Source organism: Limosilactobacillus caecicola (assembly GCF_943192935.1).
Classification (GTDB): domain Bacteria; phylum Bacillota; class Bacilli; order Lactobacillales; family Lactobacillaceae; genus Limosilactobacillus; species Limosilactobacillus caecicola.
Map to the genome: position 1 here is coordinate 373,957 of NZ_CALPCI010000001.1, position 15,996 is coordinate 389,952.

The following is a 15,996-nucleotide window of genomic DNA, read 5'->3' on the forward strand; positions in this document are numbered from 1 at the left end:
ACCCTCCTACTGTTCCTACTTACTTGGTTTGTTTAATTTTACCATCATTAATTTCAAAAATGCGATCGGCATATTCCTTCAATCGCAAATCGTGAGTGACCACGAGGACGGTTTTATGTTTTTTCTTCGCTAACATTTTAAATTCTCGACCGACGGCAGCGCCACGGACGCTGTCCAGGGCCGCAGTTGGTTCATCAGCAAGCAAAATCGCTGGGTTTGTGTAGAGGGCCCGAGCCACCGCGACTCGCTGGTTTTGACCACCAGATAATTGATCCGGGTACTGATTTTTTAACTGGTCAATATCCAATTCCTGGAGTAGTTGGTCCAATTCTTGCGGTGACAAGTTTCCCTTTGGTCGGACACGGTCAACAAGCTGAAATTGTTCAGCCACCGTGAGGTACGGCAGCAAGTTGTATGACTGCAACACAAAACCAATTTTGTTTAACCGCAGCTGGTCGAGTTCCCGAGAACTGAGGTTGCTAATGTCCTGTCCATCAATGAAGACCTGTCCTGAGCTTGGCCGCCGGAGGCCGCCCGCAATGGTTAAAAACGTACTCTTTCCGGAACCGGACGGCCCCAAAATCAGGGTTAATTCGCCTGGTTCTGCTTGAAAATTAATTGCCGTCAGTGCTTGAACTTGCCCGACTCCTTTCCCAAAGGAGCGGTTGACATCTTTTAATTCAATAGTTGCCATGGATATCCCTCCTAGATTGCGTCAACTGGATCAATTTTGGTGATAATCCGTACTGGAAGTAAAGCCCCAATTGTCCCCAAAATTACCAAACTGCAGCCGATCAGCAGCGTTAATGGCCATTTAATCAGCATCGGCACCGCAGCTGGGATAGCCAAGGACGTGCCAAACGTGAGCACTAGGCCGATGACGACCCCCGCAACCATCAAAATAATGGCTTCAGCAAGGGTTCCCCAGACCAAGGTCTTGACCGGGATCCCCTGCGCCCGCAGGACGGCGTATTCAGGCAACTTTTGCATCGTTAAAATATAGAGGAAAACCGCGATCACGATCAGTGAAATCACCATTAAGAAGCCAATCATGAATTCAAAGGTCACGTTTTGAGCCGAGTAGCCCGGTAATTTTTGAATAAATTGGTTGACCGAGTAACGCGCTAACTGCCGATGATGGCTTGCCGAAAGGGAACGATCAGACAAAATTCCACTCGCCACGAACTGGTTGCTGGTGCCCTTGAGCTCTTGCCACGTACTTAAAGAACCAATGGCTAACGAAGCAATGTTCAATTGGGCGTCTTTAACAAACCCAACTACCCGGTAAGTGGTTGACTGGGAGTTCAACTTGACGTGACTGCCGACTTTGTAACCCTTATCCTTCAATGATTCATCCAGAACAATTTCGTGGGCCTTGGTTGGCTTCCGTCCCTCGGTAATCTTTAATTTATTACGGTAAATATATTGAGATTTTGACAGACCCATAAACTGGATTGATTGCTTCGCTTCGTGACCAGAGGTCTTCCGTAAAACGACCGGAACGGTCCCGACAAGGGCTTCATGGGAATTCATTTTTCCAGCCTGTTGTTTAGAAATCAATGACTGGCTCAGGTTTTCGTTGGCATCCTTATTTAAATAGACGGTCTGGGTATCCCAACTCTTGATCGCCGCAGTATTTTCATTGGCTAACCCCAACATCAGCCCCACTAACATGAACATCAGGTAACCAATGAGGGCTACCATTCCAATAATTAAGCCATAATGCAGCTTATTATGCTTAATTTCTCGAATCGCTAAAAACATGCTTAACCTCCAATGATGTTATTTAATGCTTCCTGTAACCGGTCCAGAACGACATCCTGCTGGTCAGGACTGAGGAGACACTCCTTAATCGCCTGATGACAAAGGACCATCACCGCCCACTGAGTGCCGGTAATCCCTGGGACAGGATAATGAGCGCTACTCTGCATGGCGAGGAGTCCCTCATTTGCTCCATAAAACATCTTAATAAATGGCCGGTAATCACTCTGGTGGATCCGGACCATTAATTGACGAATGGCTTCCAGATAATCCGCGGTTTGCCCATGCATAAATTCGGTCGAATGAATATTTAGGTCGACCATCACCGTTTTGAGGAGCCACTGGTAGGCATCGACCAGATCCGGAAAATACTTATAAAAGGTCCCGCGCGCCACGCCAGCAGATTTAACAATCCGTGCGACTTGGGCCGTTGCTAAACTATGGGCGCTAAACTCCGTCAAAAGCGCTCGCTTCATATTCGCTTTTTTCGTTGGTGGTAAATTTTCAAAAGTGCTTGATGGCAAACTCTCCGCCTCCTTGGTGACACCACGTCACCAGATTTTTCCTAACAGCATACCAGCAAAGTGACACCGTCTCAATCACCGGCAAAAAAAAATCGGCCATCACAGATGACCGATTAATTTTACTAATGGGCATTACTGAAGGTTAGGCTTCTTCACCGCCGACCTTAACGATCGCCTTAGAAACCTTGCCTAACTTACCACTGACGAAGTCTTCCACACCATTTAAGTCTAATTCGTGGGAGAAGAGTGGCAGTGGGTCAACAGTACCAGATGCTAACAGAGCAATTGAATCTTCGAACGTGTAAGGGTTAATGAAGGCACCTTGGATCGTCAATTGCTTCTTGAAGACGTCGTAAGTGTTCACGGAGAACTTGTCGTCAGGGTTACCAACACCGAACATCAAAACTTGGGCACCCTTGGCAGCAGCGTCAAGAGCTTGTTCTTGAGTTGCAGGCAAACCAACGGCTTCCACTACGATGTCGTAATGATCAGCTGGAATGTCTTCCTTAGTGGTGTTAATCGTCTTCACACCAAAGTGCTTACGGTTGTTTTCAAGCTTTTCGTCAGAACGACCGGCTAAGGTAACTTCGTGAACACCACGAGCCTTTAAAATTTGGGCAAAGAGTTGACCTTCGAAACCGTCACCTAAGACCAAAGCAGTTTGGTATGGGTGAGTTTCAAGCAAATCAACCCCGTGCATTGCACATGAGATTGGTTCTACAACGGCAGCAGCCTTTAATGAAACATCATCAGGAATTGGGTAAACAACCCTTGCTGGAGCAGTGAAGTATTCTTCAAAACCACCATCACGAGTAACACCAACGGCGTCCAAGTTTTCACACAGTTCAGGACGTTGAGTCCGGCAGTATTCACATTGGCCACAGTAGATGTTTGGGTCAACAGTTACCCGGTCACCTGGTTTAACGTTTGTCACAGCAGAACCAACTTTGGTAACGACACCAGAGTTTTCGTGTCCCAAAACGATTGGTGGAACAGCTTCTGCAGAACCTGGTAAACCAGCGTACAACGCCTTGTCAGTACCACAGATACCGGCGTAAGCCGTGTGGATCAAGACTTCGTCAGGCTTGATTTCGGGAACTTCGTAATCTTCAACTTTAAGGTCTTTAAGACCTTCTAAAACTAATGCCTTCATGAGTAGAATACCTCTCTTGTGAATAGTTTAATTTACCCCGTTAGTATATGAAAAAGCGCTTCAATTGTCAAACGATTGTCAGTAAATTTTAAATTAATTTGGCAAGTTTCTTTTTAAATGTGAAATTTTGCATAAGTGAAGAATTTTCCCCACCCAAAAAGTCGCCTGTATTGCCGAAAATTGGGCATTTTCCATTGCGTTACTTAAATTTTTATGCTAACCTAACAAAGGTGTTCAAATGGATTAATTTTTCACTCCGGACATACCTTATTAGCATACGAAAGAAAGGGAGGATTTGGCGTGGCAAACACAAAAAATCAACACCGTAAACATAAACTGATTGAATATGCGAACGGTAAATCTCTAGAGGAAATCAACGGCACAGTTGAGGTTCCTCATGGTAAAGGATTCTGGCGAACACTCTTCGCTTACTCCGGACCTGGTGCTCTCGTAGCCGTTGGTTATATGGATCCTGGTAACTGGTCAACTTCGATTACCGGGGGGCAAAGCTTCCAATATACCTTGATGACGACCATCCTGATTTCAAGTTTGATTGCGATGTTACTGCAAAACATGGCGGCTAAACTTGGTATCGTAAGTCAAATGGACCTCGCACAGGCCATTCGTGCTCGTACAGGGAAGGCCTTAGGAATTATTCTTTGGATCATGACCGAACTTGCCATTATGGCAACCGATATTGCGGAAGTTATTGGTGCGGCAATTGCCTTGAATCTATTATTCCATATTCCATTAATTCCGGCGGTCTTCATCACCGTCCTGGACGTCCTGGTTCTCTTGCTCTTAACCAAAATCGGCTTCCGAAAAATCGAAGCAATCGTAGCGTGCCTAATCTTGGTCATCCTCTTTGTCTTCGCATACGAAGTGGCATTGTCCAAGCCAGCCTGGGGCAGTGTCTTCATGGGCCTGATTCCTTCTGAAAAGGCCATTGCCAAGGGCCCAATTGTTGGGGGGATTTCCCCATTAACTGGTTCACTGGGGATCATCGGGGCGACGGTCATGCCGCACAACCTCTATCTCCACTCGGCAATTTCGCAAACCCGGAAGTTGGATCATTCCAATTACGATGACATTAAACAAACCGTCCGTTTTACAATGTGGGATTCTAATATCCAATTGAGTTTGGCATTCATCGTCAACGCCCTCCTCTTAATCATGGGGGTCGCTGTCTTCAAGAGCGGTGCTGTTCAGGACAGTTCTTTCTTCGGCCTTTACGAAGCGCTGAATAACACTTCGATGCTGAGTAATCCGATTTTGATCAGCGTTGCCAAGTCCGGGGTTCTTTCCACCCTATTTGCGGTGGCCCTGTTGGCCTCTGGTCAAAATTCAACCATTACTGGGACCCTGACTGGTCAAGTCATCATGGAAGGGTTTGTCCACATGAAGATGCCACTCTGGGCACGGCGGTTAATTACCCGGTTACTTTCCGTAGTTCCCGTACTCCTCTGTGTGGCCTTCACCGCTCGGGATACCGAAACTCAACAACACGTGGCGTTGAACCTTTTGATGGAAAACTCACAAGTCTTCCTGGCCTTCGCCCTCCCATTCTCCATGTTGCCATTACTACTGATGACCAACAGTAAGTCAGAAATGGGGCAATTCCGTAACCATGTCGTTACCCGGATTTTAGGTTGGATTGCGGTGCTAGCACTGACATTCCTGAACTTATACAACCTTCCCCAAACATTTGAAGGCTTTGGTATTTGGAATAAAGGCACCTCAGATGTGTTGGCATGGATCTCCATCATTGTTATCCTGGTCCTGCTGGTTTGGACCAGTGTTGAGATGGTGATTGGTGACCACCGCTTGGCCAAACAACACAAGGGTCATGCTTGGGATCAGTCAGCTGCTGAAGAAGAAGCTAATTAATCAAATAAAACGTTGTGCGTCAGCACAGCGTTTTATTTTTAGTAATGTTTCAAGTCCTTTTTCGCTTGTCTTCGCTGATAATGTTATAATATCAAAAAGCATTTTCGGTAATCATCCTTGCCGAAATCAATTGAGGTGAAAGCATTGGATAATAATAATCGTAATCGCGACGAGCAAAAACACCTGAGTCGGGTTGAATTATACGATACCCCGCAAAGTCGCAAGAAACCAAAACGGTCCCTATTTGGTCGCAAGTCAAAATCACGGTCTGCCGTGAACCCGACTGCCCAACCCATTCAGGGAAGCAACTCAATGAGTCGCTCCAGTATGAATACAGCCAAAAAGGGTTCCCGCCCGAAAAAGCCGCGCAGCAAAAAGCGCAATGGGCGAGTTTACAAAATAATTCTCGCCATCCTGCTGGGAATTTTGGTCATCATGATCATTATCTTTGCGATCCGGCAACAGAACCCTATTAATACGGATACCGATACGACCGTTTCATCAAGTTCCTCCAGCAGTTCATCGCACAAAAAGCACCATAAGCGTCATTCATCATCCAGTTCTAGTTATGATACTGATGATGACAACCAGGCAACTTATGAAATTCAATCGCCAAGTTCAGGCACTAACAACTCAACCACCACAACGACTACTGACGGCAATACTAGTCGCAGCAACCAAGGTGACCAATCACAAAATAATACTACTCAGCAAAATAACGGTGGCCAAAGTCAATCCACCACGCAAAGCCAAGGCAACAGTGGTACGGGTACCCAATCTGAGAATACCGGTAGCGGCAGTACTGGTTCCACAGGTGGCAATCAACAATAAAATTAGAATTTTTTCATTTGGGTCTTGACAGGGAAATTCCCCACGAATATAATCAGCATTAACTAAAGGACAAGCCCCATTGCTTTCCTACCCAGCGAGTGATTCATTAGTGGAAGAATCATTAGTGACGGTAATGGCGGTACCACCTTTAAACACTTCCCTCCGAAATAAGGAGGAGCGGGTCGTGTCCGTTACAACACCTAAGAGAGAGTTTTTGATAACTCTGAACATGGGTGGAACCACGCTGATTTTGTTAAACCGACGTCCCTAGTATCGTGAAGCGGTACTAGGGACGTTTTTTTATTTAGATAAAGGAGAGATTAATTATGGCGCAAGTTGCAGTAATGTCACCAAATGGTGAAGTAAACAAAATTGATAAGGACTCAGCAGAAAGTGCTGCGGCCCTTCGACAAATGGTTGCCTTAATGCTCAAGGCAGCTTTGGGAAACAAGTACGATGGCATTCGCTTAGGCGATGCTGTCGCTGAAGAAGACCAATTCTGGGTTGATTCAGACAAAGATGACCAACAAGTCTCCGCCGATGAATTGGAAGGCCTCGAAGCTGATATCAAGAAGTTAGCCAAGGATGACGCAAAAGTTGAATTCGTTGAACGGGATGTCGACGAAGCCTTAGCCGACGTTAAGGATGACAAGTTCTCCACTGAATTAATCCAAGACAATGCCAAGGATGGCAAAGTTGCCATGTACAAGCTTGGTGACACCTACGCGGTGGCTAGTGCCCCAATCCTGGTTTACGGTAATGTTGTCAAGAACTTCAAGCTCCTCTCCGTTGCCGGTGCATACTGGAAGGGCATGTCCTCCAACCCAATGTTGCAACGGATTTACGGAACCGCCTTCTACAAGAAGGACGACTTAGCAGACGACCTGAAGAAGCGTCAAGAAGCCAAGGAACGTGACCACCGGGTCATTGGGAACCAATTGGACCTCTTCTTCGTTGATCCAAAGGTTGGTGCCGGCTTACCATACTGGATGCCAAAGGGTGCCGCAATTCGGCGGACAATTGAACGTTACATCATCGACCGGGAAGTTGCCGACGGTTACGAACACGTCTACACCCCAGTATTGATGAACCTAGACGCCTACAAGACTTCTGGCCACTGGGAACACTACCGTGATGACATGTTCCCACCAATGGACATGGGTGACGGCGAAATGTTGGAATTACGGCCAATGAACTGCCCAAGCCACATTCAAATCTACAAGCACCACTTACGTTCATACCGTGACTTACCATTGCGGATTGCCGAACTTGGGATGATGCACCGTTACGAAAAGTCTGGTGCCCTCTCTGGTTTGCAACGGGTTCGTGAAATGACTTTGAACGACGGTCACACCTTCGTGGCCTTAGACCAAATTCGTTCTGAATTTGCCAAGATCCTGAAGTTAATCATGAGCGTTTACAAGGACTTTGACATCACCGACTACAGCTTCCGGCTTTCTCTCCGTGATCCAAAGAACGTCAAGAAGTACTACGCTAATGACGAAATGTGGGAACGTTCGCAATCAATGCTGAAGGCTGCCATGGATGACTTGAACCTTGACTACTACGAAGCCGAAGGTGAAGCTGCCTTCTACGGTCCAAAGCTGGATATCCAAACCAAGACGGCCCTCGGTAACGACGAAACTATGTCCACCATCCAATTAGACTTCATGCTGCCAGAACGGTTTGGCCTGAAGTACACTGGTAAGGATGGTCAAGAACACATGCCAGTGATGATCCACCGTGGGGTTGTTGGGACCATGGAACGGTTCGTTGCTTACCTGACCGAAATTTACAAGGGTGCCTTCCCAACCTGGTTGGCTCCTGAACAAGTTCACATCATCCCAGTTTCCGATGACAAGCACGGCGAATACGCCGACCAACTTGGTGCGGAATTACGGGCTGCTAAGATCCGGGTCAACGTCGACCACCGGAACGAAAAGATGGGTTACAAGATTCGTGAAGCCCAAACCCAAAAGGTTCCATACACCCTGGTTGTTGGTGACGATGAAATGGCTAACGGCTCCGTTTCCGTTCGGAAGTATGGTGAAAAGGAACAAAACAGCATGAGCAAGCAAGACTTTATGGATGAATTGCTCGCTGACATTGCTTCCTACTCCCGGAACAAAGACTAATCATTCGCTGAAATTTTAAGCGGCTCTGCAGAAGTTCTCTGCGGAGCCGCTTTTTTGGCGTAAAATAAAGAGGAACAACATTCAATGGAGGTAAACTCATGAATCAGCACGCACGTTTAGTTCAGCTCGATGGTGCCATGAATTTCCGGGACCTTGGTGGCTACCGGACCCAGGAAGGTAAAACTGTCAAATGGCAGCATATTTACCGGGCTGATTCGCTCAGTAACCTCTCAAGGAAGGACCTGCAAAGGCTCGAGAACTTGCACATCACCGTTGATTGTGACCTACGTTCCGACTATGAGCAAGGAATGGCCCCTGACGTCGTGCCTGCCACTACCAAGGTCATTGATTGCCACGTCTACCCTGACGAGGATGACGTTGACCGGCAAGTGCGGACACCGCAGCCATTGCAGGAAAATAATTACCTGGGCTTAGTCTATCAACACGTGATTTTAAATGAGCATAGTGAGCGAATGTTCCAACGAGTGCTCGCCGAATTACTCGTCTTACCGGAAGATCAAGCCCTGGTTTACCACTGTAGTGCCGGAAAGGACAGAACCGGAATGATGTCTGCCCTCATTTTGAGCCTCATTGGGGTTGATGATGACACTATTATTCGTGACTACCTCCTTACCAACGAACTTTACGATTTCGCCAGCGGACGGCAATTACCGAGCGATACCGAAGTTGGTGCCATGGTCGCCAAGATGAATTTAACCAAGGGTGACGGACCAGTGATGCGGGCCTTTCTCGACACCATTCAAGATAGTTGGGGTTCGACAGAAGAATTTGCCAAACAGCAATTAGGGTTCACTGACCGGACCATTGCCGAATTCAAAGCAAAATATTTGACCAATTAGAAAAAGGGTCACGAGTGCGGTTTTGCACCCGTGACCCTTTTTGTTTCACATGAAACATTTTTAAATTGCTTGATGAATTCCATTCACGAGCAAGAAAATCCCGTAACCAAACACGATTAGCCCACTCACTAAATTAATCCCGACTAGTAACTTGGCCGGCATGCGGTGACGCAACAAATTAAAGGCACTGGTCATTCCCAGATCCCAAATAAAGGACGAGGTCACAACCCCAATAATGAAGAAGATACTTTCGGCCACCGTGAGGGTTCCCCGGCTAGCACCTAGCATCATTGTCCCGTCAATCAATGCTTGTGGATTAGCCCAACTAACCACGATTGCCGTCATAATCGCCTGTTTTACACTGATGTGATTATCAGCGCTGGTAATTGCGCGCTGGTTAGCCGACCGAATGATGTTATAACCAATGTACATCGTTAATCCCCCACCAAGGATCATGACGACCACTTTCACGATTTGGTTATGGCTAATGATGGCGCCAATACCATAAAAGGCCGCTAAGCAAAAAAGAGCGTCAAAGAACCAGACGAAAAGGGTATATAACAAGGCCCGCGAGAGTTTGTAAGAAAGGCCATTATTAAAAACGTAAATATTTTGCATGCCAATTGGCGCCACAAAGGCCAGTCCAATTAGTAAGCCCTGTAGATATGCCATGACGTCACCCCGCTTTCCCCTTCTATTCTAATATAATTATGTAGCAATTGCTGACTTTAGGACATTTTTGCGTGAGTAACGTGTCTTTACCATAGTAAAACCCTTATAATGGATAACAAGGAGAGTGATTTTATGCGTAATTCAGCATGTACGTCAATTATGGTCGGAAAACAGGCCTCAATTGATGGTTCAACCTTTATTTCCCGGAATGAAGACCGGGTTGTCCCAATCGAACCAAAGCAATTCCTAGTCCGGCCTGCTGTGACTGGCCGTCATGAAACCTATGTCTCACCATATAATCAATTAACCGTCCCCCTGCCCGAAAATGGGATGCGCTATACGTCCACGCCCCACGTCGACCAATCGATGGGGCCTAACGAAGAAGACGGCTTTAATGAAGCCAACGTTGGGGAAAGTGCAACCGAAAGTGTCTACGCCAACGCCCGCGTGTTAGCCTACGATCCCTACATCAAAAACGGTTTGGCCGAAGATTCGATGACGACCCTGGTCCTGCCCTACATTCATTCGGCCCGGGAAGGGGTAGAATACCTTGGCAAGTTAGTCGCCACTTACGGCTCAGCCGAAGGTAACGGGGTCCAATTTATTGACCAAAATGAAGTGTGGTACATGGAAATCGCCACGGGTCACCAATGGGTTGCCGTGCGGATCCCAGATGATTGCTATGCAATCGCACCGAACCAAATTATGATTGAACAAATTGATTTCCAAGATCCCGATAACTACATGTGGTCCGAGGGAATTCGGCAATTCGTCACTGAACATGACCTGAATCCTGACCACGACCAATGGAACTTCCGGCACATTTTTGGGACCCGGACCCGGAAAGACCGGCATTACAACACGCCACGGGTTTGGTTTGCCCAACGTTACCTCAGTCCCCAAGCGGCCGCTGACCAACAACCTGAAGACATGGAAATGCCGTTTATCCGCAAGGCAGAACGTAAAATTTCCGTAGAAGATATCGAATACCTCCTCGGTTCCCACTTCAACGAAACCAAGTATGACCCGCTCGGTGACGGTACCCCTGATGACAAGCGTCGTTACCGGTCAATCGCTTTGAGCCGGACGGCCCAATCCCATATTTTGCAGGTCCGCCCTCACGATACTGGTACCCAAGCTGTCCAATGGATTAACTTTGGCATTCCAACCTTCTCGGCCTACGTGCCATTCTTTGGGAACGCTACTGATACGGACGTTTCCTACCGTGATTTACCAAAGACGATGGACTTTGACCACACCTTCTGGTTGGATGAAGCATTGGCAGAAATTGTGGAAGCCCACCTGGAAGACTTTTACGAAGACGACCAGGCCTTCCTGAAAGACATGCAGGCTTGGACCCGCCGCAAGCTCCATAACGTCGACGTCACTGCGGCTCAAAAGACCGGTGACGATCTGACCAAGTTCCTGACGGAACAAAATCACGAAATCGCCCAATACTGTAACGAACAAACTCGACAACTAATTTTCAAGTTACTCAGTAAGGGAACCACCCTTTCGAAGTTAACGTTCAAGTTGGATCCAAACCTATAATTTGATTACCACTTCAAAAGGCTTTGCAACGCGTTTGCAAGACCTTTTTTTATTTTTCTATTGCAAAATTTCTCGGGTGGTTATATAGTTAGTTACACAAGTAATTAACTAACTAACGTGAAAGGAGGTTTCAGGAATGCACTTTGAATTTGACCAGTCGGCGCCCATTTATCAGCAACTCGCGGACCAGTTAGAAGAAATGATTTTTACCGGATTGTTTGCCGAAGGCGAGCAAGTCCCTTCAACCACCCAGCTATCACAAGAGTTACACATCAATCCTGCCACCGTCCTCAAAGGAATGAATATTCTCGTGGACCAGCAATTATTAGAAAAGCGCCGCGGCTTAGGAATGTTCGTCACGCCGCAGGCAAAGGAGAAAATTATGGAAAAGCGCAAAGAGGGCTTTTATCGAAACTACATTGAAAGCCTGATTCAAGAGGCCACCAAATTAGGCATTACTGAAGACCATTTATTAACACTGATTCAAAGGGGGTACCAACATGACCACACTGAAGATTAACCAGCTCACCAAACGGTTTGGACGGCACACCATTTTAGAAAATCTGAGCTTCCAATTGGAACCCCAGCATATCTACGGTTTGCTTGGCCGCAATGGTGCGGGAAAAAGTACCCTCCTCAACATCATTAATAACCGTAACTTCCAGACTGATGGTGAAATTACCCTTGCTGGTGACTCAATTAATAACACCCCAACAGCACTGCAGCGAATGTACTTGATGAGTGAAGCCAACATGTATCCCAAGCGGACCCGGGTCAGCGACATGTTTAAAATGGCCGCTACCGGTTACCGTGATTTTGACTTGGCATTAGCGCACCGCCTCACCAGCGAATTTGAAGTAGATGAACGTGCCCAGCTCAATAACCTTTCGACTGGGTTGACGACGATTGCCAAATTGATTACGGCCTTGTGCGTCGATGTCGACTTTGTCTTCCTGGATGAACCAACCCTCGGTCTGGACGCAAATCACCGGGAGCTATTCTACCGTGAACTCCTCAAAACCTATGAAGACCGTCCTCGGACCTTTATTTTATCCACCCACTTAATTAGTGAGGTGCAACCATTAATCGATCATGTCTTTATCCTTCACCACCAACACCTGATTAAGGATGAAGCGGTTGATGAGCTTCTCGCCAACGCCTGGGCAATTAGTGGACCGGCCGCCTTGGTGGACCAATACTGCGCAGGGCTAACGATCCTTGACCAGCAAACCATCAGTAATATCAAGACGGTCTACGTGGTTCAACCACTTGATGAGCAACGGATCATTCCTGACCAAGTGAAAATCGAACATATCGACCTCCAAAGGGCCTTCATGGTCCTGACCAACGGAAAGGAGAATTAACATGCGACTACCAATGGTTTATCGAAAATCAATGTTAACCTACTTCGCACGTTTAGCAATCGTCTTTTTAACTGTCCTGGCATTATTCATCATTAGTAGTGTCTTTGGCCTACTGACCGGGGCGAGTTTACGAGAAAGTTTTTCCGGCTTCGGTGATGACTTCCTGAATACTTTCATCCCCCTCGCCTACATCTGGTTTGGCTTTTACTACCTATGGGTTCCTTACCGAGAATTCAAGCTTGGAATGCAGAATGGTCAAACCCGGCACCAAATTTGGCTGAGTCAGATTCTGGGGATTATCACCACCACCATCTTTAACTTCCTGCTCTGGTTAGCGGCCGGCGGCTGGCATTACCAGACAATAACACCTTATTTTGGAACTTTCCTGATCCTGATCGACGTGGTCAGTTTAGCCTACGCAGTGGGAAGTGGCTTTGCCCTTCTATCACGCAAGTGGAAAATCATCGTCGGCATCGCCACTCCGACCGTGATCCTAATCGTCCTAGTACAAATTGTTCGGCTCCTAATCAATTTCTGGCACCCCAGTGCTGCTACCTTGCAGGCGCTCTCCAGCCTCGTTGATTGGTCGGGGTCTTGGGTTCTATGTGGCCTCCTGTGGCTAGCAATCATGATCGGCCTTAGCTACCTCTTTACCATGCGCCAACAGTTGCGGCGGGATTAATAATGCTATTTTTGTCTTGTTAACAAGATCAAATGATTGAAAAAATGCGGTCCAGAGTGTTGAATCACCCTGGACCGCTTTTCGTTACCAATTAATCATTTGGTCATTTTTCATTTTCCCCATCAATTCCCGCGTCTACCGGTTCAATCGAATCGTTCCGCTTAACGATAAAGTCGAGGGCCTCCACCTGATATTTATAGGTTGTGGACAGGAACTCATCGTGGACCGTCAGAAAAATAATCGACGCCTTAAGATCGAATTTACGAATTTCTTGACTAAACTTTAAACCCGCCTGAGAATCATCATCAATTTCTAACTTCAAAATGTAAACATTATTAACACTCGGTTCCGGCATGGCTTTTTGGATTGTCGTTACCGAATGAAAGGGATGAACGTTAATTAGCGTATTTAACTGAGCTTTAATCCGTTTGACCGTTTAATGAAAAACAGCCCCAGCAATTACTGAGGCCGTCCATGACTTTGCTATAGACCAAACTCTTGGTATCCAAGTCTTGGATATTGCGGAGATGACTCAAAAGCGCAGTCCGTACTGGAAGATGATTCCGCAGTTGAACTGGTGCTACTAGAGCTACTTTGCGTCGTTTGTTGCGAATGGTTCGTGGCAACCTGATTATTTCTAAACATCCGCCCCGCAAAATATGCCCCGACAAAGATACATAGCACCGCAATAATGACGAGTACCCATTTTAATTTCTTCATTTTTAATCCCCTCTGCAAATATAAAGGCCCCCACTACGGGAGCCTAATTCTGATTTTCAATTATCCAAAATTGCCAAAAAGAAAAGCCACTCATTACTGGGTGACTTATGAATTCCGTCATGAACGAAATTACAGGATAGTATTTCTCCCAATAGCAATTGAATGATTTAATAGTTAATCCCCAAAATAACTATCACAATATAATAATTGCTCCAGGATTATTTTATCAAAAGTGGCTTGATTCATGATTCATCGTTCGGCCATATCCATCATTAAACGGAATTTTTTAATCATTATGCCTTGATTAGTCTCGTTCGGCAGCGGTCCCTGCGGTAGCCCGCCGTTGCATCAGGAAGTGGCAACCGAGTCCAATGATCATGCCAGCAATCCCGAAGCTAAGCCAACCAAACCCAAGACTGAAAAATGGGAAGTAGTGTTGTGCAAAGGCCAACAACGTTTTGGTGATGGCCAAACTCTGAATTGGTTCAGGAAACGCATTCAGCATATCAAAGATTGCTGGAATCAGCGTGAAGCCTGTGGTGATCCGGTAAACCAGCGGATCACGATTAAACAGTGGTGAGGTAATCCCTAAGATGATTAAGGTAATAGCCAATGGGTACAAGAACATTAAGAATGGCGTGGACCAAGCAATGATTTGGTTCAACCCCAAGTTAGCAATAAAGAACGACAGACCACAGTTAAACCGCAAGAAGGCCTTGTAAGAAATCTTTGGGAAACGGTGATGGAAATCTTGAGAAAAGGCAACAACCAGTCCCATCGCACTCGTCATACAGGTAATCGTCGCTAACGTTGCCAACAAAGCGTCACCGACAGTTCCCATGTAACGGTGAGCAATTTGGGCCAGTGTCGTTCCACCATTAGCAGCTAAATGGTAGTCATGCAGACTAGTGGCACCCAACCAGGTTAAGGCGAGGTAGATAATGGCGATCCCGGCCAGGCCGAAGATACTGCCCTTCGCGGTTGCCCAAGAAATGGCGCGTTGCTTCTTAATTCCTAGTCCTTTGATGGCCGTGATAACGGTAATCCCAAAGGCTAATGAAGCTAGTGCATCCATCGTGTTGTAACCCTGCAAGAAACCGTTGGTAAACGCATTGTGTAAGTAGGTACTAGTAATGGACGTTGTCGTAGCCTTCCCCATTGGTTGAAGGAATGCCAGGAAGAAAATAATAAACAATAGCAAGAGGAACAGTGGGTTCAGCAATTTTCCAATTAACGTCGTAATCTTACCTTGGCGGGTCGAGAAGAAGTAAACGGCACCGAAGAAACAGGCCGAATAGATTAACAGCCCCAGCGGATTATTACTAGCGGATAAGTGTGGGGCAATCCCGATCGCGTATGGAACAGTGGCGGTCCGGGGAGTTGCGAACAATGGCCCTAAAGTGGCGTGAACCAAGATTAAGAAAATCAAGGCGTACCAGTGACCATTGGGCCGGGCCAGGTCATAGATCCCGTTGGATCGGGTAATACTAATGGCCAACAGAGCCATTAACGGGATCAGCACCCCAGAAATTAAGAAGCCACTACTCGCTGTCAGCCAGTGACCACCCGCCATTTGGCCCAAGTGAACGGGGAAAATTAAGTTCCCGGCACCAAATAACATTCCAAAAATTAGTGACGCAATAATAATCGTTTTCTTCAACGTTAGTTTCTCAGTCTCCATCATAATCATCATTCCCTTTCTCAAATTAGCATTACCATCACGGTACAAAAAAAGCGCCCCTTTAAGCATTTGCTTAAAAGGACGCTGACGCGTGTTACCACCTTTATTCAGGCCACCATCACTAGTGACCCCTCACCCCGTACATGTCAAATCGACAGATACGTTGGCGCTGTAA

At 46.6% G+C, this 15,996-nt stretch carries 15 protein-coding genes; 8 read left to right on the forward strand and 7 right to left on the reverse strand.

What is annotated here, in order from left to right; all coding sequences use genetic code 11:
• Positions 1-19: 19 nt before the first annotated feature.
• The 4 genes from NFR43_RS01845 to NFR43_RS01860 form a co-directional block, all read right to left on the reverse strand.
• Positions 20-694 (reverse strand): ABC transporter ATP-binding protein, encoded by a 675-nt coding sequence (locus tag NFR43_RS01845; protein WP_251545895.1) that lies wholly within the window; start codon positions 692-694, stop codon positions 20-22.
• Positions 695-705: 11 nt separating this feature from the next.
• The gene (locus tag NFR43_RS01850; protein ID WP_251545897.1) at positions 706-1,764 is read right to left on the reverse strand and encodes an ABC transporter permease; all 1,059 of its coding nucleotides are present in this window, start codon (positions 1,762-1,764) and stop codon (positions 706-708) included.
• Positions 1,765-1,766: 2 nt separating this feature from the next.
• The gene (locus NFR43_RS01855; protein ID WP_251545899.1) at positions 1,767-2,285 is read right to left on the reverse strand and encodes a TetR/AcrR family transcriptional regulator; all 519 of its coding nucleotides are present in this window, start codon (positions 2,283-2,285) and stop codon (positions 1,767-1,769) included.
• Positions 2,286-2,427: 142 nt separating this feature from the next.
• The gene (locus NFR43_RS01860; protein ID WP_251545901.1) at positions 2,428-3,438 is read right to left on the reverse strand and encodes a zinc-dependent alcohol dehydrogenase family protein; all 1,011 of its coding nucleotides are present in this window, start codon (positions 3,436-3,438) and stop codon (positions 2,428-2,430) included.
• Positions 3,439-3,738: 300 nt separating this feature from the next.
• Here NFR43_RS01860 and NFR43_RS01865 point away from each other — a divergent pair, with 300 nt between their 5' ends.
• The 4 genes from NFR43_RS01865 (at position 3,739) to NFR43_RS01880 (ending at position 9,151) form a co-directional block, all read left to right on the forward strand.
• The gene (locus NFR43_RS01865) at positions 3,739-5,325 is read left to right on the forward strand and encodes an Nramp family divalent metal transporter (protein WP_251545903.1); all 1,587 of its coding nucleotides are present in this window, start codon (positions 3,739-3,741) and stop codon (positions 5,323-5,325) included.
• A gap of 144 nt (positions 5,326-5,469) precedes the next feature.
• Complete coding sequence (locus NFR43_RS01870; RefSeq protein WP_251545905.1) at positions 5,470-6,156, forward strand: hypothetical protein; 687 nt, start codon at positions 5,470-5,472, stop codon at positions 6,154-6,156.
• Positions 6,157-6,482: 326 nt separating this feature from the next.
• Entirely contained in the window at positions 6,483-8,291 is a 1,809-nt protein-coding gene (gene thrS / locus NFR43_RS01875; protein ID WP_251545907.1) for a threonine--tRNA ligase, read from the forward strand.
• 98 nt (positions 8,292-8,389) lie between these two features.
• A complete protein-coding gene (locus NFR43_RS01880; protein ID WP_251545909.1) occupies positions 8,390-9,151 on the forward strand; it encodes a tyrosine-protein phosphatase in 762 nt (253 codons plus the stop codon).
• 60 nt (positions 9,152-9,211) lie between these two features.
• On the opposite strand, the gene NFR43_RS01885 is transcribed toward NFR43_RS01880, so the two are convergent.
• Positions 9,212-9,823, reverse strand: coding sequence for a LysE/ArgO family amino acid transporter (locus NFR43_RS01885; protein ID WP_251545911.1), 612 nt, complete (start codon positions 9,821-9,823; stop codon positions 9,212-9,214).
• 132 nt (positions 9,824-9,955) lie between these two features.
• Here NFR43_RS01885 and NFR43_RS01890 point away from each other — a divergent pair, with 132 nt between their 5' ends.
• The 4 genes from NFR43_RS01890 to NFR43_RS01905 all read left to right on the forward strand — a co-directional run bounded on the left by NFR43_RS01890 (position 9,956) and on the right by NFR43_RS01905 (position 13,420).
• Positions 9,956-11,374 (forward strand): C69 family dipeptidase, encoded by a 1,419-nt coding sequence (locus NFR43_RS01890; RefSeq protein ID WP_251545913.1) that lies wholly within the window; start codon positions 9,956-9,958, stop codon positions 11,372-11,374.
• 136 nt (positions 11,375-11,510) lie between these two features.
• A complete protein-coding gene (locus tag NFR43_RS01895) occupies positions 11,511-11,894 on the forward strand; it encodes a GntR family transcriptional regulator (protein ID WP_251545915.1) in 384 nt (127 codons plus the stop codon).
• On the forward strand, positions 11,875-12,738 hold the full coding sequence (locus tag NFR43_RS01900) for an ATP-binding cassette domain-containing protein (protein ID WP_251545916.1): 864 nt from the start codon (positions 11,875-11,877) through the stop codon (positions 12,736-12,738). Before NFR43_RS01895 ends, NFR43_RS01900 begins: the two co-directional genes overlap by 20 nt.
• 1 nt (position 12,739) lies before the next feature.
• Positions 12,740-13,420 (forward strand): hypothetical protein, encoded by a 681-nt coding sequence (locus tag NFR43_RS01905; RefSeq protein ID WP_251545917.1) that lies wholly within the window; start codon positions 12,740-12,742, stop codon positions 13,418-13,420.
• A gap of 103 nt (positions 13,421-13,523) precedes the next feature.
• On the opposite strand, the gene NFR43_RS01910 is transcribed toward NFR43_RS01905, so the two are convergent.
• Positions 13,524-13,775 (reverse strand): response regulator, encoded by a 252-nt coding sequence (locus tag NFR43_RS01910; protein WP_251545918.1) that lies wholly within the window; start codon positions 13,773-13,775, stop codon positions 13,524-13,526.
• Positions 13,776-14,444: 669 nt separating this feature from the next.
• Positions 14,445-15,821: a branched-chain amino acid transport system II carrier protein gene (brnQ, locus tag NFR43_RS01915; protein ID WP_251546207.1), complete on the reverse strand. Its 1,377-nt coding sequence runs from the start codon at positions 15,819-15,821 to the stop codon at positions 14,445-14,447.
• Between the last annotated feature and the right edge of the window lie 175 nt (positions 15,822-15,996).

Bases quoted from the DNA above. Each gene is read 5' to 3' on its own strand.
- NFR43_RS01845 (WP_251545895.1), bottom strand. From the start codon at position 694: ATGGCAACTATTGAATTAAAAGATGTCAACCGCTCCTTTGGGAAAGGA.
- NFR43_RS01850 (WP_251545897.1), bottom strand. From the start codon at position 1,764: ATGTTTTTAGCGATTCGAGAAATTAAGCATAATAAGCTGCATTATGGC.
- NFR43_RS01860 (WP_251545901.1), bottom strand. From the start codon at position 3,438: ATGAAGGCATTAGTTTTAGAAGGTCTTAAAGACCTTAAAGTTGAAGAT.
- thrS (WP_251545907.1), top strand. From the start codon at position 6,483: ATGGCGCAAGTTGCAGTAATGTCACCAAATGGTGAAGTAAACAAAATT.
- NFR43_RS01880 (WP_251545909.1), top strand. From the start codon at position 8,390: ATGAATCAGCACGCACGTTTAGTTCAGCTCGATGGTGCCATGAATTTC.
- NFR43_RS01885 (WP_251545911.1), bottom strand. From the start codon at position 9,823: ATGGCATATCTACAGGGCTTACTAATTGGACTGGCCTTTGTGGCGCCA.
- NFR43_RS01890 (WP_251545913.1), top strand. From the start codon at position 9,956: ATGCGTAATTCAGCATGTACGTCAATTATGGTCGGAAAACAGGCCTCA.
- NFR43_RS01895 (WP_251545915.1), top strand. From the start codon at position 11,511: ATGCACTTTGAATTTGACCAGTCGGCGCCCATTTATCAGCAACTCGCG.
- NFR43_RS01900 (WP_251545916.1), top strand. From the start codon at position 11,875: ATGACCACACTGAAGATTAACCAGCTCACCAAACGGTTTGGACGGCAC.
- NFR43_RS01905 (WP_251545917.1), top strand. From the start codon at position 12,740: ATGCGACTACCAATGGTTTATCGAAAATCAATGTTAACCTACTTCGCA.
- NFR43_RS01910 (WP_251545918.1), bottom strand. From the start codon at position 13,775: ATGCCGGAACCGAGTGTTAATAATGTTTACATTTTGAAGTTAGAAATT.
- brnQ (WP_251546207.1), bottom strand. From the start codon at position 15,821: ATGGAGACTGAGAAACTAACGTTGAAGAAAACGATTATTATTGCGTCA.